Origin of the sequence: Streptomyces sp. NPDC000134 (assembly GCF_042899225.1) — a bacterium.
GTDB lineage: Bacteria > Actinomycetota > Actinomycetes > Streptomycetales > Streptomycetaceae > Streptomyces.
In genome coordinates this window covers 1-20,134 of record NZ_JBIAZN010000015.1, presented here as the reverse complement: position 1 = coordinate 20,134, position 20,134 = coordinate 1, and the positions used below count along the sequence as shown (strand labels likewise).

The following is a 20,134-nucleotide window of genomic DNA, read 5'->3' as shown; positions in this document are numbered from 1 at the left end:
CGTGACCGCAACCCCCGCCGCCACCTGGGAGTACGACGGCTACCACCCCGCCGAGGAACGGCTGCGGGAGTCCCTGTGCACCCTCGGCAACGGTTACTTCGCCACCCGCGGCGCACTGCCCGAGTGCGCCGCGGACGACGTGCACTACCCGGGCACCTACGCGGCCGGCTGCTACAACCGCCTCACCTCCACCGTCGCCGGCCGCGAGGTGGAGAACGAGGACATGGTCAACCTCCCCGACTGGCTGCCGCTGCGCTTCCGCCTGCCGGGCGGCGCCTGGCTCACCCCCGACACCGCGCCGGTCCTCTCCCACCGCCAGGTCGTGCACCTGGACCCGGGACTGCTGGAGCGCACCACCCGCTACGCACTCGCCGGACACGGGGTGCTGTCGGTGCGGCAACTGCGGCTGGTGCACATGGCCGACCCGCATCTCGCCGCGCTGCGCACCGAGTTCGGCGTCGAGGGGGACGCCGTGGACCTGGAGGTGGAGGCCGCGCTCGACGGCGGGGTCACCAACGCCGGGGTGCCCCGCTACCGGCAGCTCGCGGGCCGCCACCTCACCCATGTGCACACCGGCGAGGCCGCGCCCGGCACGGTGTGGCTGCGCTGCCGCACCCGCACCTCCGACATCCGCGTCGGCCTCGCCTCCCGGGTGACCGCCGACGTGCCCGTCACCCCCGGCTCGCGGGACCTGTGCGCCACCCAGCGGCTCACCCTGAGGCTGGCCCCCGGCCGCACCGCCGCCGTCGACAAGACCGTCGCCCTGCACACCTCCCGCGACCCGGCGATCAGCGACCCGCTCCAGGCCGCCGTCGACCGGGTCCGCGCCGCGCCCGGCTTCACCGAACTGCTGCGCACCCACCGCACCGCCTGGGCGCAACTGTGGCGGCGGGCCCGCGTGGACGTGCCCGGCGAGGCGGGCGCCATCCTGCGCCTGCACCTCTTCCACGTCCTGATGACCCTCTCCCCGCACACCGCCGACCTCGACGTCGGCGTACCCGCCCGGGGCCTGCACGGGGAGGCGTACCGGGGCCATGTCTTCTGGGACGAACTGTTCGTCCTGCCGTACCTCAACCTGCACTTCCCGGAGGTGTCCCGGGCGCTGCTGCACTACCGGCACCGCCGGCTGGAGCGGGCCCGCGCGGCGGCCCGCGCGATCGGCAGACGGGGCGCGCTGTACCCGTGGCAGAGCGGCAGCGACGGCCGGGAGGAGACCCAGCGGCTGCACCTCAACCCCCGCTCCGGCCGCTGGCTGCCCGACCACTCCCACCTCCAGTACCACGTCGGCTCCGCCATCGCGTACAACGTGTGGCGGTACTGCGAGGCGAGCGGGGACGCCGAGTTCCTGCACACCAAGGGCGCCGAGACGCTGCTGCAGATCGCCCGGTTCTGGGCCGACTCCGCGGTCTGGGACGACCGTCTGGGCCGGCACCGCATCCGGGGCGTGGTCGGCCCCGACGAATACCACGACGCCTACCCGGGCGCCCCGGGACCCGGCCTGGACGACAACGCGTACACCAACGTCACCGCCGCCTGGGTCCTCACCCGCACCCTTCAGGTGCTGCGCGACCTGCCCGAGCCGCGCCGCCGCGAACTCGTCGAGCGCACCGACCTCGACGACGGTGAACTCCAGCAGTGGGAGGACGTCTCCCGCACCCTGCACATCCCCTTCCACGGGGGCGTCATCAGCCAGTTCGAGGGCTACGGCGACCTAGCCGAACTCGACTGGGCCGGCTACCGCGAACGGTACGGCGACATCCGCCGGCTGGACCGAATCCTGGAGGCCGAGGGCGACACCGTCAACCGCTACCAGGCGTCGAAGCAGGCCGACGTCCTGATGCTCGGCTACCTGTTCTCACCCGCCGAACTCCGCTCGCTGTTCGAACGGCTGGGACACCGCCTGGACGACGACACCTGGCGGCGCACCGTCGACCACTACCTGGCCCGCACCAGTCACGGCTCCACCCTCAGCGGCCTCGTCCACGGCTGGGTTCTCGCCCGTGCCCGCCGCGCCGAGGCGTGGACCTACGTCCAGGAGGCGCTCAAGGGCGATGTCGCCGACCTCCAGGGCGGCACCACCGGCGAGGGCATCCACCTCGGCGCCATGGCGGGCACCCTCGACCTGGTGCAGCGGGGACTGACCGGGCTGGAGACCCGCTCCGGCGCCCTCTGGCTGGACCCGGTGCCGCTGCCCGAGCTGTCCTCGTACGGGTTCTCGCTGCGCTACCAGGGCCACTGGGGCGTCCGGCTGAGCCTGGAGCACGAGTGCCTGGAGATCGCCGTACCGCCCTCCGGGCCGCTGCCCATCGACGTCCGGCTGCCCGACCGGACGGTCCGCGTCCGCCCCGGCGACACCTGCCGCCTCGCGCTCGCGGACGGGGCTCAGCCCGGCAGCGGGTAGGACACCGTGCGCGGTGCGCCGTCGGGCCGGTCACCGGTGTACGTCAGGCTGATCCGGGTGAAGTGCCCGCGGTCGTCGGGGGAGCCCAGCCGTACCGTCACCGGGTACGAGCGGAAGGTGCCGACCGCGCAGTACGGCACGCAGTCGTTGACCTGGTTCACCCCCCGGCCCACCGCCGTCCGCGTGCCCCAGCTCGCCCACTGCAGCGACACCAGCCGGCTGTTGCCGTCGCCGCAGGCCAGCAGGAACGCCCCGGGGCGCACCTCCGGGCGCGCGGAGCAGTCGAGCACCGCGGCCTGCCCGGTGCCCTGCCGTCCGGGGCCGTCCGTCGCCGGGGCCGCCGAGGCGGCGCCCACGGGGGCCGCCAGTGCCGCGGCGGCGCAGAGTGTGACCGCCGCCCTCGTGCCGTGTCCGATCCGGTGTCCGCCCATGTCACGCTCCCGGCAGTCCTGGGAGGCCCGTCGCCTCACCGGTGTCCGTCGATACGACGCTACGACCGACTCCGGCACCGCACCACTCGAACGGGCGCGGACCCCGGCGCTCCGACGGCCGGCGAGCGGGCGGCGGGCGGTGGTGGTGGCGGCGGTCAGGCGGCGGTGGCGGTCGGGCGGCGGTGGCGGTCGGGCGGCGGTGGCTCAGAAGTCGACCGGGTCCCGGACCAGCGGGCAGGTCATGCAGTGCCCGCCGCCGCGCCCCCGGCCCAGCTCGGCGCCGACGATGGTGATCACCTCGATGCCGGCCTCGCGGAGCAGGGCGTTGGTGAGCGTGTTGCGGTCGTAGGTGAACACCACGCCCGGCTCCACGGCCACCGCGTTGTTGCCGCTGTCCCACTGCTGGCGCTCCGAGGCGTACTCGTCGCCGCCGGTCTCCACCACCCGCAGCGCGTCCAGGCCGAGCGCCCGCGCCACCACCTCCGTGAACGGCGTCGTGCCCTCGTCGACGACGTCCAGGCCCGGCGCCCGGTCGCTCGGCCGCAGCGAGAAGGTGTGCACGGCGCCCATGATCTTCGGGTAGAGCGTGACCACGTCACGGTCGGCGAAGGTGAACACCGTGTCCAGGTGCATCGCGGACCGCAGCCTCGGCATCCCGGCCACCACCACGTGCTCGGCCGCCCCGCCCCGGAACAGCGCCCGCGCGACCTGTGTGATGGCCTGCCGCGAGGTGCGCTCGCTCATGCCCATCAGCACCACTCCGTTGCCCACCGGCATGATGTCGCCGCCCTCGCCGGGCGTGCCGCGAGTAGACGCTGGCACCCTCCACGCCGAGGAAGACGAACACCGTCGCCAGCATGGTGCCGCGCACCTGGGAGAAGAGGGAGCCCGCGTAGTCGGCGCCGCCGAAGTTGCCGGCGAAGACGCCCGCGTCGAAGAAGAACAGCGCCAGGATCACGAAGATCACGATGGGGACCAGCTTGGCCACCGTGACCACCTTGTTGATGGCGGTGGCCTCCTTCACGCCCCGCCGGATCATCCAGAAGAACGCCCACAGCCCCGCCGAGGACAGCACCACCGCCACGGCGGTGTCCCCGTCGCCCAGTCCGGGCCAGACCGCGCCGATCGTCGACATGATCAGCACCCAGTACGTCACGTTGCCCACGCAGGTGCTGGCCCAGTAGCCGAAGGCGGAGAAGAAGCCCAGGTACTCGCCGAACCCGGCCTTGGCGTAGGCGTACACCCCGGCGTCCAGGTCGGGCCGGCGCACGGCGAGGGACTGGAAGACGAACGCCAGCATCAGCATGCCGGTGCCGGCGACGGCCCAGGCGATCAGCGCCCCCGCGACACCCGTCTCCTCGGCGAACCGGCTCGGCAGCGAGAACACGCCCGCGCCCACCATCGACCCGACGACCATGGCCGTCAGGGTGAACAGCGGCAGTTTCACGGCGGGCGGGGCCTGGTTCCCGGCTTCGTGGGCGGCGGCCTGCGACATGGCGTCCCTCGGGGTCGCTGGGCATTGCGACCACTGTGCCCCAGGTGATCGCCCGGGGCATTTTTTCCGCGTCCCGTCGCATGGGCCCGAGCGCGGGGGGCCGTTCAGCGGCCGGTGCGCAGGTCCACCCCGCGGCGGGCCAGGACGAGGACGCCGGTGACGATCAGGGCGACGCCCAGCACCTGGGGCAGCAGCCACCAGCCGGTACGGATGTGCTCCTGGTACAGCAGGACGCCCAGGAGCAGGCTGACCGTGGCGTCGCCGAGGGTGAGGGCCGGCTGGGAGGCGACCAGCGGGCCGCCCTGCATGGCGTGCTCCAGCAGCAGGACGGCGGCCACCCCGGCCGCCCCGAACGCGTACGTCTGCCAGGTGGTCAGGAACCCGGTCACCCCGTCCTGGTCCAGGACCCGCATCGCGTCCTTCATCAGCGCGGCCGTCAGCGCGTAGCAGACCGCGGTGGCCGCGCCCAGGCAGCCCGCCCGCGCCTTGCCGACGGGCCGCCGCAGCCCGGCCCCGGCGAGCAGCACGGCCGCCGCCGCGCTCGCCGACAGCGCCGGCAGCCAGCGGGGCAGGGACACCTGTTCCTGGCCGCCCGCCGGGTTTGCCGCCGCCAGCGCCAGGCCCAGCCCGACGACCACGGCGGCCACCGCCGCCCACATCCCGGCGGGCAGGGACCGCTTGGTCATCAGCGAGGCCAGCAGCAGGGCCAGGGGCAGTTCCAGGACGAACAGCGGCTGGACGAGTGAGAGCGGCCCGGTCGCCAGCGCCGCCGCCTGCCCCACCCCGGCGACGATCACGGCGAGCATGCCGGCCAGCCACACCGGCCGCCGGAGCAGATCGGTGATGAGCGAGAGGCGGAACCCCCGGGACTGCGGCACGCTCAGCGCGGCCCGCCGCTGCAACACGGTGGCCAGCGCGTTGCTGAACGCGGCGACGAACGCGAAGAGGACCGGCAGTACGACACCCATCCACCGATCCTCACCCCGGCCGCCGCCGGGCGCGCGCCGTCAGCCGGCCGGCGTCTCCTCCTCCGGCGCCGGGCGGGGCAGCGTCAGTACGGCCAGGAAGCCCAGGACCGCGACCGCCGCGAAGAAGTAGAAGCCCCACGGGTGGCCGATCCCGGACGCCACCAGGGCGCCGGTGATGGACGGGCCGACGATCGAGCCGAGCCGGCCGATGCCCGAGGCCGAGCCGAGCGCGGTGCCGCGCACCGGGGCCGGGTAGTAGCTCGTGACGTAGGCGTAGACGAGGACCTGGGCGGAGAAGACGAAGACGCCGGTGAGGAAGACGACCGCGTTGAGCATCAGGTCGCTGTCCATCTTGACGCTGAGGCAGGCCAGCATGGCCACCGAGACGGCGAACCAGCCCAGCGTCGTGATCTTGATGCCGCGCCGGTCGGCGACCCAGCCGCCGAGGACCAGGCCCACCACACCGCCGACGTTGAGCACCAGGAGCTGGGTGACGGCCGTGGGGACGGGGTAGCCGGCGTCGTTCATCAGCTTGGGCAGCCAGGTGTTGAGGCCGTAGACCAGCAGCAGGCCCATGAACGAGGCGACCCAGATGCCGATGCCCGCGCGCAGGTAGGCGGGCTTGAGCAGTTCGGTGAACGGCACCCGCCGGTCCTGGTTCTCCTTGGCGCGGACGAACGCCTGCGACTCGGGCAGCTTGAACCACTGGATGCCGGCGACGACGAACCCGACGGCGCCCAGGAGGTAGAACAGCACCTCCCAGTCGTCGGTGACCTTCAGGGCGAGCAGCGAGGTGACGACCGCTCCGGTGTGGTAGCCGGTCATCGTCAGGGTGCTGGCGCGGGCCCGCCGGTCGGCCGGCATGCGCTCGGCCATCATCGTCAGCGACACCGGCATGCAGGCGCCGAGGCCGAGTCCGGCGGCCAGCCGCAGCGCGGCGAACATCGCGACCGAGCCCGCCAGCGGCACCAGGACGGTGAACAGCGAGAACACCACCACGGAGCCGATGAGCAGCTTGCGCCGGCCGAGCCGGTCGGCGAGCGGGCCGACGCAGACCGCGCCGATGGCGACGCCCACCAGCGACAGCGTGGCGACGGTGGTGGCGTCGCCCGCGGTCATGCCGAGGTGGTGGGTCTTCAGGAGCGTGGGGATGATGGCGCCGAGGACGACGAGGTCGTAGCCCTCCAGCAGGACGGTGATCCAGCACAGGACCACGGTCCAGCGGTCGCGTCCGGGAGCGGAGGCGGTGGGCGCCGGGGAGGTGCGGGGCGAGGTGACGGAGGCCATGTGGCGTTCCCCCTGGGGACGGGAGCGGGCGGGATCAGAACGGGTAGTCGGCGATGTCCGGGCGGACCGTGACCCACTGGGTCTCGGTGAACGCCTCGACGTTGGCCGCGGCCCCGCCGAAACGTGATCCGGTACCGGACGCCTTGACCCCGCCGAACGGCGCGTTGGGCTCGTCGTCGACGGTCTGCTGGTTGATGTGGACCTTGCCGGAGTCGACCCGGTCGGCGAGCTTCATGGCGGTGCCGACGTCGCCGAGGATGCCGACGGACAGCCCGTACTCGCAGTCGTTGACGATCTCGGCGGCCTCCTCCGGCGTGCCGAAGGCGACGACCGGGGCGACGGGCCCGAAGATCTCCTCCCGCCAGGCCGGCATGTCCGTCGTCACGCCGGTCAGCACGGTGGCCCGGTAGCAGGCGCCGTCGATCTCGCCGCCCGCGGCGATCCGCGCGCCCGCCGCGACGCTGTCGGTGACGATGCCGTGCACCCGCTCCAACTGGCGGCGGTCGATGATCGGGCCGAGCGCCACGTCCTCGCGGGCCGGGTCGCCGACCGGCAGCGCCCGCGCCTTGGCGGCGAGCGCGGCGGTGTACTCCTCGACCAGCGACTCGTGCACTATGTGCCGCCCGGTCGTCATGCAGATCTGGCCCTGGTGCAGATACGACCCGAAGGCGCCCGCCGACGCCGCCTTCGCCACGTCGGCGCCGGGCAGCACCACCAGGGCGTTGTTCCCGCCCAGTTCCAGGTGGGCCCGCTTGAGCAGCCTGCCCGCGCGCTCGCCGATCGTCCGGCCCACCGGCGTGGACCCGGTGAAGGAGACGACCCGCACCTCGGGCGCCTCGACGACCGCCTGGCCCACCGAGCCGTCGCCCGGCAGCAGGTGCAGCACGCCCTCGGGCAGCCCGGCCTCCTCGAAGACGCGGGCGATGACCACGCCGCCGCTCACCGCGGTCCGCGGGTCCGGCTTCAGCAGCACCGCGTTGCCCAGCGCCAGCGCGGGAGCCACCGACCGCAGCCCGAGGATCAGCGGGAAGTTGAACGGCGCGATGACGCTGACCACCCCGGCGGGGCGGCGCCGCGCCAGCGACCAGCGGGCCTCCTCGGAGGTGAGGACCTCGCCCTGCGGATGGCTGGGCAGGCCCGCGCACTCGAAGCACTCCCCGATGGCGAGCCCCACCTCGAAGCCGGCCTTGGACCGCACCGAACCGGCCTCGCGGACCAGCCACTCCTCGATCTCGGCGGCGTGCTCGGTGAACAACTCGCCCGCGCGGCGCAGCACCGCGGCCCGCCGCTGCGGCGGGGTCGCGGCCCACTCCCGCTGGGCCTCGGCGGCGCGGGCGGCGGCGCGGCCCGCGTCCTCGGCGCCGGCCAGCCCGACCGTGCCGAGCCGCTCACCGGTGGCCGGTTCGACCACGGGCCGCGTGGCGGCGGCGGCCCGCCACCCGTCGCTGAGGTACTTCCCGCCCCAGACGTCGCTGTCCAGGAATGTCATCGTGTCCCTCTCCTCTGCTTCTGCTGGTGCTGATGCGGCTGGTCGGCCGTTCGGGTCAGGCGGGCGTGGTGAGCGCCGTGTCCACCTGGATCAGCCGGGGCCCGTCGGTGCGTTCGGCGAGCACCGCGCGCAGTTCCCCGGCGCCGGTGACGTGCCGGGACGGCACGCCGTAGCCCTCCGCGATCCGGGTGAAGTCCAGGCCGGGGATGTCCAGGCCCGGCGCGTCCGGCACGCCGAGCAGGCCGCCGAACCAGCGCAGCGCCCCGTAGGTGCCGTTGCGCAGCAGCACCACCGTCAGGGGGACGCGGTGCTGGGCGGCGGTCCACAGCGCGGTGATGCCGTAGTTGGCCGAACCGTCCCCGACGACACCGACGACGGGCCGGTCCGGGTGGCCCATCGCGACCCCGACCGCGCCGGGCAGCCCGAACCCGAGCCCCCCGGCCGCCGGGAAGTAGTACGAGCCGGGGCGGCGCAGGTCCATCTGGCGCCACCAGGCGGAGTTCGTCGACGTGGACTCCACGACGTACGCGGTGTCCTCGGGCTGCTCGTCGCGGAGCGCGGCGAAGACCTCCTCGGGGTGCAGCCGGGCCCCGTCGCCGGCGGGCGGCTCGGGCACCGGCCGGTAGGGGGCGCCGGAGGTCGCGGCCCCGTCGAGGACCTTGAGCAGGTGCTCCACCACGGCCGCGGGGTCGGCGACCAGGGCCTCGCCCATCGGCGCCCGCGCGGCGGCCGAGGCGTCCTCGGTCACCTGGACCAGCCGGGTGCCCTCGGGCAGGTACCGGCCGGGGAGGTGCTCGTGGTAGCGGAACACCGGCGCGCCCAGCACCAGCACCAGGTCATGGCCCTCGAGCGCCGCCGCGACCGGAGCGATCCCGGCGGGCAGCACCCCCCGGAAAAGCGGGTGCCGGTTGGGGAAGGGCAGCCGGAACAGCGAGGGCGCCGCCCACACCGGGCAGCCCAGGCGCTCCGCGAGCCGCACGGCGTCGTGGAACAGGCCGGGGGTGTCCACGTCACCGCCCAGCACCAGGGCGGGGCGGCGGGCGGCGGCGACCCGCTCGGCGAGCCGGCGGCCCTGCTCGGCGTCCGGTACGGCGGCCCGCGCCACCTCCCGTTCGAGCACCGCGAGGCTGTTGTCGCCGGCGTCGGCCGCCCAGTCGTCGTAGGGGACGGAGAGGTAGGTGGGCCGCCGCTGCAACCGGGCCTCGAACACGGCCTGCGCCAGCGCCCGCGGCACGTCCTCGGCGCACGCAGGCTCCGCCGCCCAGCCCACCAGGGGCTTCATCAGCGCCGCCGCGTCCACGTTGGCCAGGTTGGCCTCCGGACCCACCGCGGAGCGCACCTGCTGTCCGGCCACCACCACCAGCGGGGTGCGCGAGGCGACGGCGTTGGTCAGCGCGCCCATCGCGTTCCCGGAACCGGAGGCGGCGTGCAGGTTCACCAGCACCGGCCGGCCGGTCGCCTGGGCGTACCCGTCGGCCATGCCGACCACCGCCCCCTCGTGCAGTCCGAGCACGTAGCGGAAGCCGTCGGGCAGACCGGCGAGGAAGGGCAGTTCGTTGGAGCCGGGGTTCCCGAAGACGGTGGTGAGCCCCTGACGTGCCAGGAAGGCATGGGCTACGCGACGTACGGAGGGCACGAGTGGTTCCTTTCGCAGTGAAGCGGAACTCACGCTAGGCAGGCCGCGACATGGCCACCAATAAACGTTTCGGCGACGCGATATAGAGTCGCTCTATATGAGGAACTTCGACCTCAACCTGGCCCGGGTCTTCGTGCTGCTGTACGAGACCGGCAGCGTCACGGCCACCGCCGAGACCCTCCACGTCACCCAGCCCACCGTCAGCTACAGCCTCGGCAAGCTCCGCCGGCACTTCGGTGACGAGCTGTTCCGGCGCACCGGGCGCGGGCTGGCGCCGACCGCGGGCGCCCGCCGCCTGTACGAACCGCTGCGCCGCGCGCTCGCCGAGATCGACGGCACGGTCCGGCAGGCCGACGACTTCGACCCGCGGACGATGACCGCGCTGTTCACCATCGCCCTGTCCGACCTCGGCGAGGCGACGCTGCTGCCGCGCCTGCTGGTGGCGGCGCGCGAGCGGGCGCCCCGGGTGTCGTTCACCGTGCGCTCCTTCGACGTGGCGGCCGCCGAGGGCCAGTTGCGGCGCGGCGACCTCGACGCGTTCGTGGCCACACCGGTGCTCACCTCGCACCGGACCGTGCGCATCCCGCTGTTCCAGGAGCGGTACGTCGGCATGGTCGCGGCCGACCACCCCCGGGTGCGCGGCGCGTCGGTCACCCTGGCGGAGCTGGCCGCCGAGCACCACGCCACGGTGTTCGGGCCCAGCGGGCACGTGGCGCCGAGGGCGCTGCTCGCCGCGCACGGGCTGCTGGACCGGGTGGTGGTGGACGCCACCCGGTTCTCGATGCTGCCGTACCTGCTGGAGCAGACCGATCTGATCGCGATAGTCCCCGAGTACGTCGGTGAGGTGTTCACCGCCTCCCACCGGCTGCGGCTGGTGCGACTGCCGTTCGAGACCGAGCCGATCGAGATCGCGCTGTACGCGCGGCACGAGTACTCGCGCAGCCCCTCGCAGCGGTGGCTGGTCCGCTTCCTGGCCGAGGTCCTCGGCGAACGCCTCAGTGCGGCCCAGCTCCCGCCGCACGGCGAACCGACCGCACTGCCGTGACCGTCCCGCCGGACGGAGGCCCGTCCGGCCGGCGGGAGTTGGTGGGCGGGCGGCCGGGGCGCCGCGGGCGTGGCCGAATGCGTGCGGAGCGCACGAAGGGAGGGTGTGAGCCCTGTACGCGCCCCCGCGTGTGCGGGCAGAATGCGCCGTACCCGCCGTACCCCCGCGATCACCCGGCTGAGGTGCCCCCCCGTCACCGAGTTCCGAGGAAGGCAGGTCGGCTGCCGTGCTGTTGCGTCTGCCCACGTCCGTGTCAGAGGCCCGGGAACACCTCGCGGAAGGAGCGGTGCCCGTCGGCGGGGCGACACTCGTGTGGGCCGCCTGGCAGCGGGACGGCTTCCCGGACCTGGCCGTGTCGCTGCGGAACCTGCCCGAGGCCAACGAACTGGGCCGGGAGCGGCTCGGCGCCGCCGTCCTGCTGCACCGGATCGACGACCGGGTGCCCGAGGTGCTGCACCGCGCCGCCGCCACCGTCGGCACCGGCGCCGTCCGCCGCACCGCCACGGTCGGCGGCAACATCGTCGGCAGCACCCTGCGCTGCCTGCTGCCCGCCGCGCTGGTCCTCGACGCCCGCGCCACGGTGCTGGGCCCGGACGGCGTCCACGACATCGACCTCATCGAACTCATCGCCAAGAAGCCGCTGCTGCTCTCCCTGCGCTGGCGGGCGCCGCTGGCCAGCGGCTACCGCAAGCTGCCCGCCGACGCGGGCGGCCCGCCGCCGCTGGTCGTGGCCGCCGCGGTCGGCACCGACGAGGACGGACACCGGCGACTGCGGGTCGCCGTCCGGGACGGCTACGAGGTGCTCAGCGAGAGCACCGACGGCGGCGCCGCGCCCGCGCGGGCCGTCGACGGCCTGACGCACACGGCCCTCGGCTCCCTGCCCCCCGGGGCCCGGGACGTCGTCCGCGAACAGGTCACCGACGTCCTGGACCGCGCCGCCGGCCACTGACCCCCTTCACGCCGGGCCCTGGGCCGGGCGCGTCCGCCCCGGCCGGCCGCGAGTCAGCCGAAGCTGCGGCGGTAGGTGTGGGGGCTGACGCCGGTGGTGCGTTTGAAGCGGTCACGGAAGGCGGTGGGGGAGCCGAACCCGACCTGGGCGGCGATGCGTTCCACGGGATGCCGGGTGGTCTCCAGCAGGTGCTGCGCCTGACGGATGCGGGCCCGGTGCAGCCACTGCAACGGGGTGGTGCCGGTGTGTTCGCGAAAGCGCCGGATCAGGGTGCGGGTGCTGGTCCCGGCGCGGGCGGCGATGTCGGCGAGGCTGAGGTCCCGGCCGAGGTTGTCCTGGAGCCAGGTCAGCAGCGGCTCCAGCGCGGACCCCTGGGGCGTGGGCGCGTGGTCGTGGACGATGAACTGGGCCTGCCCGCCCTCCCGTTCGAGCGGCATGACGGACAGCCGGGCGGCGTGGGCGGCGACGGCCGAGCCGTAGTCGCGGCGGATCAGGTGCAGGCACAGGTCCAGTCCCGCGGCGGCCCCGGCCGAGGTGAGGATCTGCCCGTTGTCCACGTAGAGCACGGCCGGGTCGACCTCGACCTCCGGGTGGGCGGCGGCCAGCAGGTCGGCGGCGATCCAGTGGGTGGTGGCGCGCAGCCCGTCGAGGAGGCCGGTGGCGGCCAGCGGGAAGGTGCCCGTGCAGATGGAGGCGATCCGGGTGCCCTGCGCGGCGGCGGTCCGCAGCGCGTCCCGGACGGCCGGGGACAGCGGCGCCGCGGGCGCGGCCGTACCCGGCACGATGATGGTGTCCGCGCCGCGCAGTCCCTCCAGGCCCCAGGGCGCGCGCAGCGTGAAGGCGCCCGCGTCGACCTCGGGCCGTTCGGCGCAGACCCGGATCTGGTAGCCGGGCCGGCCGTCCGGTAGCCGGGTCCGGGTGAAGACCTCGATCGGCGTGGACAGGTCGAACGGGATCACCTGGTCCAGCGCGAGTACGGCGACGGTGTGCATGTCGGGAAACTACCGTGCCGCCGGACCAGCGCGCCGCCCCCGGCGGCGTAAGTGCCCTTTCTCACCAGCTCATCGACGTCCCCGGGGCCCTGTCACTTTTCCGGCGGAAGGTGTCGCTCGTGCCACTGGGAGAAGGACCGGTGGCCGCATAGCGTCGGGCGTGCCCGGCCGGCACCGGCCCGTCTCCCGTACCCGAAGGAAGCAAGGAAGCGCATGCCTGCCCAGATCCTCCCGGCCACCGGTCCCACCGGCGCGTGCGGTCCCGTCCGCCCCGGGCCGTCCGCCGGAGTGTGACCGTGCGAGCGAGCCCCCTGCGCGCCGCCGCGCACCTGGAACTGATCACGCTCGTCGCCATGCTGGCCAACCTGGCCACCGCCCGCCTCGAAGCCGTCTCGTCCGTGCTGGGACCCACCCACGGCTGCGCCTACGCGTTCGTCGTCCTCGCCACCTGGCGGCTCAGGAACGTCCCGGCCGGCGCGAAGGCCGTGGCGCTCGTCCCCGGGGTCGGCGGTCTGCTCGCCCTGCGCGTCCTCGTCCGCCCGCTCTCCGTGAAGGCCACTCAGCCATGACCTACCTCTCGCCGATCGCCGTCGGCGTCGTCTACGCCCTCCTGATGTCGCTGCTGCGCGAACCCCACCGGCGCCGGTTCAACGCCGTCATGGTGGCGGGGGCGGGCGCCGCCTATCTCAGCGGCGGGGGCCTGGGAGGCTGGGAGTTCCCGGCCACCGCCCTCATCACCTACGTCGCCTACCGGGGCCTGGAGTCCTGGACCTTCATCGGCCTCGCCTGGCTGCTGCACACCGCCTGGGACCTGGTCCACCACTTCAAGGGCAATCCGATCATGCCCTTCTACCACGGCTCCTCGATGGCCTGTGCGATCTGCGACCCGGTCATCGCGCTGTGGTGCTTCCGCGGCGGGCCCTCGCTGATCGCCCTCGTCCGCGACCGGGGGCGACGGCCCCGGGCGCCCGGCCCGGCCCCCGCCGCCGAACAGCGGGGCGCGTCCTGACCGGCGCCGGTGCTCACCCGAACGCGACGGCCGGGGCGCCGGGAGCGAGGACCACCTTGCCGACCACGGCACCGGACTCGGCGTACCGCATGGCCTCGGCGGCCTGGGCGAGCGGGTAGACACGGTCGATCCGGGCCGTGACGGTGCCGTCGCGGAGCAGGCCGAAGACGCGGGTGAGGTCCTCGCGCAACTCGGCGCGGTAGGCGGCGAGGTGGCGGGCGCGGCCCGCCCACAGGTTGAAGAAGTGGGCACGGCGGCCGTTGGGCAGCGCGTTCCACAGCATCAGCCGGGCGACCAGCTTCAGCACCGGCAGCGCGCCGTTGCCCGGCTGGTCCCGGGTGGCGGCGCTGCCGTACGACACGAGGGTGCCGCCGGGGGCGAGCATCCGCCAGGAGTCCTCGATGCCCTTGCCGCCGACGTGGTCGAAGACGGCGGCCACCCCGCCCGGCGCGAGTTCCCGGACCCGGGCCAGGACGTCCCCGCGGTAGTCGACGGGTACGGCGCCCATGGCCCGGACGGCTTCCTGGTTGCGGGCGGAGGCGGTGCCGATGACCTCGACGCCGTGCGCCCGTGCCAACTGCACCAGGACGCTGCCGACTCCGCCGTTGGCGCCGTGCACGACGACGGTGTCCCCGGGGCGCACCCGGGCCGTCCGGTGCAGCATCCGCCAGGCCGTCGCGCCGTTGGTCACCATCGTCTCGGCCTCGGCCGCGTCCACGCCGTCGGGCACCGGCACCAGGTCGGCGGCGTCCAGCAGCGCGTACTCCGCCCAGCCTCCGGTCTTGGTGAGCGCGGCGACCCGCTGCCCCGGGGCCAGCCCCGGCGCGGGGGAGCCGAGCGCCTCGACGGTGCCGACGAGGTCGTAGCCGGGGACGAAGGGGAAGGCGGGCATGTCGTAGTACTTACCCCGGCGCATCTGCTGCTCCGCGAAGGTGACGCCGCTGGCCTCGGTCCGGACGAGCGCCTGGCCCGGTCCCGGCGCGGGCAGGTCACGGACCCGCACTTCGAGGCTCTCGGGTTCGCCGACACCCGGCAGGACGATCTCGGTGGTACGCATGACGGTCTCCCTGGTCGGTCACTGGTGGCATAATGAGTGGTCGATCACTCACTCACGAGTTCTCGGAAAGGGCGGCCATCGGTCTCACAAGAACCGTAGGGTCGCCCGTTCGAAGCTCTCCGTTGAGGTGTAGTCAACCACTCACACTTCTGCGGGTCAAGCGCGGCGGCGCCGTGCCCCGGAGCGGGCAGGCTCCGGGGCGCGGCGGTGAGGCGGACGGGGGTGTTACGGGACGATCTTGAGGAGGCGGTTCGGGGAGCCGCTGCCGGGGTTGGTGACCTTGCCGGTGGTGGCGCCCGCGATCAGTGCGGAGGCGACCTGGGCCGGGGTGGCGGAGCTGTGGTTCGCGAGGTAGACCGCCGCCGCGCCCGCGACGTGCGGGGTCGCCATCGACGTACCGGAGATGGTGTTGGTCGCCGTGTCGCTGGTGTTCCAGCCGGCCGTGATGGAGGAGCCGGGGGCGAAGAGGTCCAGCACGGAGCCGTAGTTGGAGTAGCTGGCGCGGGCGTCGGTGCTGGTGGTGGCGCCGACGGTGAGGGCCTCGGTGACCCGGGCGGGGGAGGACGAGGAGGCGTTGGCGGAGCTGTTGCCCGCGGCGAGGGCGTAGGTGACCCCGCTGGCGATGGAGTTGCGGACCGCCGTGTCCAGGGCGGTGGAGATGCCGCCGCCGAGGGACATGTTGGCCACCGAGGGGCCGGAGTGGTTGGCGGTCACCCAGTCGACGCCCGCGATGACACCGGCCGTGGTGCCCGAACCGCTGTTGTTCAGCACCCGCACCGCGACGATCTTCGCCTGCTTGGCGACGCCGTACGTGGTGCCCGCGATCGTCGTGGCCACGTGGGTGCCGTGGCCGTTGCCGTCGGAGGCGACGGTGTCGCCGTCGACCGCGTCGTAGCCGTAGGAGGCCCGGCCGCTGATCTGCGAGTGGGTGATCCGGACGCCGGTGTCGATGACGTACGCCGTCACGCCGCCGCCCGCGCTGTCCGGGTAGGTGTACGTGCCGGAGAGCGGCAGCGAGGTCTGGTCGATGCGGTCCAGGCCCCACGGCGCGTTCGTCTGCGTGGTGTCGGTGAGCCCGACGCGCTGGTTCTGCTCGACCGAGGCCACCGACGGGTCGGCGGCGAGGCGTCTGGCCTCGGCGGCGGAGAGGGTGGCGGTGTAGCCGTTCAGGGCGCTGCCGAACGTCTTCTTCACCGTGCCGCCGTACTCCCGGACGAGGTTCTTGCCGGCGGCGGAGGACGCCTTGAGACCCGCGCCCTTCTTGAGGGTCACGATGTAGCTGTCCTTGACCGCCGTGGGCGAACCGGCGGCGATCACGGTGCCCTCGGCCGGGGCGGCCTGGGCGGGTATCGCGGTGAAGCCGCCCGTCAGGGCGGCGGCCGCCACGCCGGCGATCGCGGCGAACCGTATCTTCTTGCTCCGCAGTGGTGCCATGTGAGGGAGTCCTCCTCTAGGCGGCGCGCGCCCGGGTGTGGCGCGCGTCTGTGGGGGGTGCGCGCGTGCCCGCGCACACGGCCCGCAGGCGTCGCGTTCCGCCCCGGGCCGTGGAACAGCGTCGACCAACTACGCGCGTAGGACAAGGGGTTGAACGTATGTCAACAAACCTGTCATGACCACGAAACGTTGAGCAGGTGTCGACCGGTCACCGGGACGGCGCGAACATGAGGTGAACTCCGGGACCACGAAGTGATAACGGCGGACAACCCAACCGCGCGGGGCCGGGTCTAGTCCGGCATGAAGATCTCTTTCCTCCTGCACAACGCGTACGGGATCGGAGGCACGATCACCACCACCTTCAACCTGGCCCAGGCACTGGCCGGGCGGCACACCGTGGAGATCGTCTCCGTGCTCCGGCACCGGGAGCGCCCGCACTACACCCTCGACCCCCGGGTGACCCTGCGGCCGCTGGTGGACCTCAGGCAGGAGAAGGAGCACCCGCTGCACCTGCGGCCCGCCGAGGTGTTCCCGGCCGCCGAGTACCGCTACGACCAGTACAGCGAGCTGACCGACCAGCGGATCGGCGCCTGCCTGGAGTCGACCGACGCCGATGTGGTCGTGGGCACCCGCCCCGGGCTCAACGTCCATCTCGCCCTCCAGGCACCGCCGCACGTCGCCCGCGTCGGCCAGGAGCACCTCACCCTGGACAACCACCCCCCGCGACTGCGCACCGCGCTGCGCCGGGCCTACCGGCGGCTCGACGTCCTCACCACGGTCACCGAGGCCGACGCCGACGCCTACCGCCGCAAGATGCGCCTGCCCGGCGTCCGGATCGCGGCCCTGCCCAACAGCGTCCCCGACCCCGTGCTGCCGCCCGCCGACGGCAACGCCAAGGTCGTCGTCGCGGCCGGCCGGCTGGTCCCCGTCAAGCGCTACGACCTGATCATCGAGGCGTTCGCCCGGGTCGCCGCCGAACACCCCGACTGGCAGTTGCGCGTCTACGGCAAGGGCGAGGAACGCGACCGGCTGCGCGCCCTCGTCCACCGGCTCGGCCTCGGCGACAACGTTTTCCTCATGGGTCCCGCCGCTCCCATGGAGGCGGAGTGGGTCAAGGGCTCGATCGGCGCCGCCGCGTCGAACTTCGAACCGTTCGGGATGACCCTCGTGGAGGCCATGCGGTGCGGGCTGCCGGTGGTGAGCACCGACTGCCCCTACGGCCCCGGGGAGATCATCCAGGACGGCGTCGACGGCCGCCTGGTCCCGGTCGGCGACACCGCCGCCTTCGCCGGCGCCCTGCTGGACCTCGTCCGCGACGACGAGCGGCGCCGGCGCATGGGCCGGTCGGCGATCGAGAACGCCCGCCGCTTCGCGCCCGGCCCCGTCCTGGAACAGGCCGAGGACCTCTTCGAGCGGGCCGTCGCCGCCCGCCGGGCCGGCCGGCCCGTCACCGAGGGCCGCGACCCGGTGCGCCGGGTCCTGGCGGGCCAGGGCTTCGCCGCCCGCGACGCCCTGCGCACCACGGGCGGCCACGCCCTGCGCACCATCCGGAGGGGACGCCGATGAGCACGGACCAGGACCTCGAACCCCGGATCGACTGCACGGTGGACGCCGACGGCCGCGTCGTCTTCGGCCTCCGCCCGGCCCCGGCCGACCCGGACGCCCGGCTCCTCCTCGCGCTGCGCCCGGCGAAGGGCGAGCCCGAGCGGGTCACCGTCACCCGGCTCCTCGACCTCGGCCCGGCGGACGGCACACACCGCCGCACCGCCGTCCTGCCGGTGGCGCAGCGGCTCCCCGAGGGCCGGTGGGACCTGTACGTGGTCCCGGAACCGGACGGCGACCGGCAGCGAGCGCGCCCCGGACCGCGCGACCTGCGCGCCCTGGTGGACGGCGCCGCCCGGGACCGGTCCGCGCCGGTGGCGGCCCGCGTCCCGTACGTCACCAAGGGCGGCTTCCTCGCGCTGCGGACCTGGCTGCGCGACGCGCACGCCGAGGCCGGCCGCATCACCTTCGGGGACGGGACGATGACGGTCGAAGCCCGCCTGCACGGCGCCGAGTTGACGCCCGGGGCGGCCGTACGGCTGAGGCTGCGCGGCGCCGGGACCGCGCTGTCCGCCGAGGTCCGGGCCGCCGGCGACCGCCGGAGCCTCTCCTTCACCGCAGACCTCGCCGACCTCGCCGCACCGGCCGCCACGGCCCGCTCCGGGCGGTGCGTCTGGGACGTCTTCGTCCGTCCCGGCGGGACGGCGCCGCCGGCCCGGGTCGGCCGGTTCCTCGACGACGTGGCCGACCGCAAGGACATCCAGGTGTACCCGGAGATCCCGGTCGGCGAGACGCTCGTACGCCCCTACTACACGGTCGACAACGACCTGTCCGTGGTGGTGGCCCGCACCGGCTGACCGCCGGCCGCTATTTTTGAACAAGTTCAAAAAACTGCGCTAGGCTCCCCCTGTACGAAAGAAGGGGGAGCCCATGAGGATCGTGATGCCCGGGGGTACCGGGCAGGTGGGCCGGGTCCTCGAGCGGGCGTTCACGGCCGCCGGACACGACGTCGTCGTCCTGACCCGGCGGCCGGCGGGCGCGGGCCAGGTGTACTGGGACGGCGAGACACCGGGCGCCTGGACGGACACCGTCGACGGCTGTGACGTGCTGGTCAACCTCGCCGGACGGAGCGTCGACTGCCGGTACACGCGGGCGAATCTGCGGGAGATGATGGACTCGCGGGTCCGTTCCACCCGTGTCGTGGGCGAGGCCGTCGCCGCCGCCGCGCGGCCGCCCCGGGTCTGGCTGCAGATGAGCACCGCCACCGTCTACGCCCACAGCTTCGACACCGCCCACGACGAGGCCACCGGCGTGCTCGGCGGCCACGAGCCCGGTGTGCCCGGCTACTGGTCGTACAGCGTCGGCATCGCCACGGCCTGGGAACGCGCCCTGGAGGAGGCGCCGACCCCGCACACCCGCAAGGTCGCGCTGCGCTCGGCGATGGTGATGAGCCCCGACCGGGGCGGTGTCTTCGACGTGCTGTCCCGGCTCGCGCGCACCGGCCTCGGCGGTCCGGTCGCGGGCGGCGCCCAGTACGTGTCCTGGGTGCACGAGCGGGACTTCGTGCGCGCCGCCGAGTTCCTGATCGACCGGGAGGATCTCGCCGGCCCGGTCAACGTGGCCGCTCCCGCACCGCTGCCCCAGCGGGCGTTCATGCGGGAGCTGCGCGCCGCCTGGGGCGTGCCGGTCGGGCTGCCCGCCACCCGGTGGATGGCGGAGGCCGGCGCGTTCGTCCTGCGGTCCGACACCGAGCTGCTGCTCAAGAGCCGCCGCGTGGTGCCCGGCCGGCTCCTCGACGCGGGCTTCGCCTTCGACCGGCCCGCCTGGGCCGGGGCCGCCGCCGACCTGGTGCGGCGCTCCCGCGCCCGGCGCCGGGGCGCCTGACGGTCAGGGCCGGTACTGCTGCTGCGGCTGCCCGGACACCTCGCCGCCGGGACCGCCCTGGGCCTGCGCCCGGAGCTGCTCGGCCTGCTCCCTGGGCACCTTCTGCTCCGCGCCGCAGAAGGTGCACTGGGTCGAGTACGACGTGGAGAACGGGAACAGCGGCACGAAGAACAGCGTGAACTTCGTGACGCGCTTGCGGAGCGTGTGCGCGGCCGGGTTGCCGCAGTGGCCGCACACCAGCGTCAGTATCGCCAGTTGGTACAGATAGCCCTTGGTGCCAAAGATGATCATGCCGGTCCTTCCCCGCGTGGGTGCCCTGCGGCCAGAGTGCCAGACGAGCGCCCGGCCTGCCGCGCGGCGGCCGTCGCCGGGCCACCCGGTCACCGGCCCCGCCGTCCAGTGATCCGCCCGCTCGCGGGGCCGTTGATGCTCCTATTGCTGTCAAGCGGTTTGCAGCCAGTCGCGGTAGGCGTAGGTGAGGTCGTCGTCTCTGCTGAGACCTCGTTCGAGTCTGG

Annotated in this window: 17 protein-coding genes and 2 pseudogenes; 8 read left to right on the top strand and 11 right to left on the bottom strand. The window is 74.0% G+C overall.

Annotated elements, in window-relative coordinates; genetic code table 11:
* Nucleotide 1 precedes the first annotated feature (1 nt).
* On the top strand, nt 2–2,401 hold the full coding sequence (locus ACFY32_RS22460; protein ID WP_390675074.1) for a glycoside hydrolase family 65 protein: 2,400 nt from the start codon (nt 2–4) through the stop codon (nt 2,399–2,401).
* Here ACFY32_RS22460 and ACFY32_RS22455 read toward each other — a convergent pair.
* The 7 genes and pseudogenes from ACFY32_RS22455 to mdlC all read right to left on the bottom strand — a co-directional run bounded on the left by ACFY32_RS22455 (nt 2,383) and on the right by mdlC (nt 9,707).
* Entirely contained in the window at nt 2,383–2,832 is a 450-nt protein-coding gene (locus ACFY32_RS22455) for a hypothetical protein (protein ID WP_390675073.1), read from the bottom strand. The two genes, ACFY32_RS22460 and ACFY32_RS22455, sit on opposite strands and share 19 nt — an antisense overlap.
* A gap of 204 nt (nt 2,833–3,036) precedes the next feature.
* A pseudogene (locus tag ACFY32_RS22450) lies at nt 3,037–3,624 on the bottom strand (arginine deiminase family protein); the annotation flags it as partial.
* Nucleotides 3,623–4,327 (bottom strand): annotated as a pseudogene (locus tag ACFY32_RS22445) (amino acid permease); the annotation flags it as partial. The pseudogenes ACFY32_RS22450 and ACFY32_RS22445, both read right to left, overlap by 2 nt.
* A gap of 104 nt (nt 4,328–4,431) precedes the next feature.
* Nucleotides 4,432–5,295 carry a DMT family transporter gene (locus ACFY32_RS22440; protein ID WP_359203313.1) on the bottom strand — a complete coding sequence of 288 codons (864 nt, stop codon included), beginning with the start codon at nt 5,293–5,295 and terminating at the stop codon, nt 4,432–4,434.
* 39 nt (nt 5,296–5,334) lie between these two features.
* On the bottom strand, nt 5,335–6,582 hold the full coding sequence (locus ACFY32_RS22435) for an aromatic acid/H+ symport family MFS transporter (protein ID WP_359203311.1): 1,248 nt from the start codon (nt 6,580–6,582) through the stop codon (nt 5,335–5,337).
* A 34-nt stretch (nt 6,583–6,616) separates the two neighbouring features.
* Complete coding sequence (locus ACFY32_RS22430) at nt 6,617–8,071, bottom strand: benzaldehyde dehydrogenase (protein WP_390675072.1); 1,455 nt, start codon at nt 8,069–8,071, stop codon at nt 6,617–6,619.
* A gap of 55 nt (nt 8,072–8,126) precedes the next feature.
* A complete protein-coding gene (mdlC, locus tag ACFY32_RS22425) occupies nt 8,127–9,707 on the bottom strand; it encodes a benzoylformate decarboxylase (RefSeq protein ID WP_390675071.1) in 1,581 nt (526 codons plus the stop codon).
* 97 nt (nt 9,708–9,804) lie between these two features.
* On the opposite strand from mdlC, the gene ACFY32_RS22420 reads away from it, so the two are divergent.
* Nucleotides 9,805–10,752 (top strand): LysR family transcriptional regulator, encoded by a 948-nt coding sequence (locus tag ACFY32_RS22420; RefSeq protein ID WP_359203302.1) that lies wholly within the window; start codon nt 9,805–9,807, stop codon nt 10,750–10,752.
* Between the two features lie 226 nt (nt 10,753–10,978).
* The gene (locus ACFY32_RS22415; RefSeq protein ID WP_390675070.1) at nt 10,979–11,701 is read left to right on the top strand and encodes an FAD binding domain-containing protein; all 723 of its coding nucleotides are present in this window, start codon (nt 10,979–10,981) and stop codon (nt 11,699–11,701) included.
* Nucleotides 11,702–11,754: 53 nt separating this feature from the next.
* On the opposite strand, the gene ACFY32_RS22410 is transcribed toward ACFY32_RS22415, so the two are convergent.
* Nucleotides 11,755–12,693: a helix-turn-helix domain-containing protein gene (locus tag ACFY32_RS22410; RefSeq protein WP_359203296.1), complete on the bottom strand. Its 939-nt coding sequence runs from the start codon at nt 12,691–12,693 to the stop codon at nt 11,755–11,757.
* 296 nt (nt 12,694–12,989) lie between these two features.
* On the opposite strand from ACFY32_RS22410, the gene ACFY32_RS22405 reads away from it, so the two are divergent.
* Both ACFY32_RS22405 and ACFY32_RS22400 read left to right on the top strand, forming a co-directional pair.
* The gene (locus ACFY32_RS22405) at nt 12,990–13,262 is read left to right on the top strand and encodes a DUF3817 domain-containing protein (protein ID WP_390675069.1); all 273 of its coding nucleotides are present in this window, start codon (nt 12,990–12,992) and stop codon (nt 13,260–13,262) included.
* Nucleotides 13,259–13,702: a DUF6010 family protein gene (locus ACFY32_RS22400; protein ID WP_390675068.1), complete on the top strand. Its 444-nt coding sequence runs from the start codon at nt 13,259–13,261 to the stop codon at nt 13,700–13,702. Before ACFY32_RS22405 ends, ACFY32_RS22400 begins: the two co-directional genes overlap by 4 nt.
* 13 nt (nt 13,703–13,715) lie before the next feature.
* Here the strand turns inward: ACFY32_RS22400 and ACFY32_RS22395 are convergent, their stop codons facing one another.
* Nucleotides 13,716–14,759, bottom strand: a complete 1,044-nt coding sequence (locus ACFY32_RS22395; protein ID WP_390675067.1) for a medium chain dehydrogenase/reductase family protein — start codon at nt 14,757–14,759, stop codon at nt 13,716–13,718.
* 225 nt (nt 14,760–14,984) lie between these two features.
* Nucleotides 14,985–16,193 carry a S8 family peptidase gene (locus ACFY32_RS22390; RefSeq protein ID WP_359203284.1) on the bottom strand — a complete coding sequence of 403 codons (1,209 nt, stop codon included), beginning with the start codon at nt 16,191–16,193 and terminating at the stop codon, nt 14,985–14,987.
* 300 nt (nt 16,194–16,493) lie between these two features.
* On the opposite strand from ACFY32_RS22390, the gene ACFY32_RS22385 reads away from it, so the two are divergent.
* The 3 genes from ACFY32_RS22385 (at nt 16,494) to ACFY32_RS22375 (ending at nt 19,619) form a co-directional block, all read left to right on the top strand.
* Complete coding sequence (locus ACFY32_RS22385) at nt 16,494–17,759, top strand: glycosyltransferase family 4 protein (protein ID WP_359203281.1); 1,266 nt, start codon at nt 16,494–16,496, stop codon at nt 17,757–17,759.
* Nucleotides 17,756–18,592 (top strand): transferase, encoded by an 837-nt coding sequence (locus ACFY32_RS22380; protein WP_390675066.1) that lies wholly within the window; start codon nt 17,756–17,758, stop codon nt 18,590–18,592. The genes ACFY32_RS22385 and ACFY32_RS22380 overlap by 4 nt, the downstream gene beginning before the upstream one ends.
* Nucleotides 18,593–18,665: 73 nt before the next feature.
* Nucleotides 18,666–19,619 (top strand): DUF1731 domain-containing protein, encoded by a 954-nt coding sequence (locus ACFY32_RS22375; RefSeq protein ID WP_390675065.1) that lies wholly within the window; start codon nt 18,666–18,668, stop codon nt 19,617–19,619.
* Nucleotides 19,620–19,622: 3 nt separating this feature from the next.
* Here ACFY32_RS22375 and ACFY32_RS22370 read toward each other — a convergent pair whose 3' ends face one another.
* Complete coding sequence (locus tag ACFY32_RS22370; RefSeq protein WP_359203273.1) at nt 19,623–19,910, bottom strand: zinc-ribbon domain-containing protein; 288 nt, start codon at nt 19,908–19,910, stop codon at nt 19,623–19,625.
* Nucleotides 19,911–20,134 lie beyond the last annotated feature (224 nt).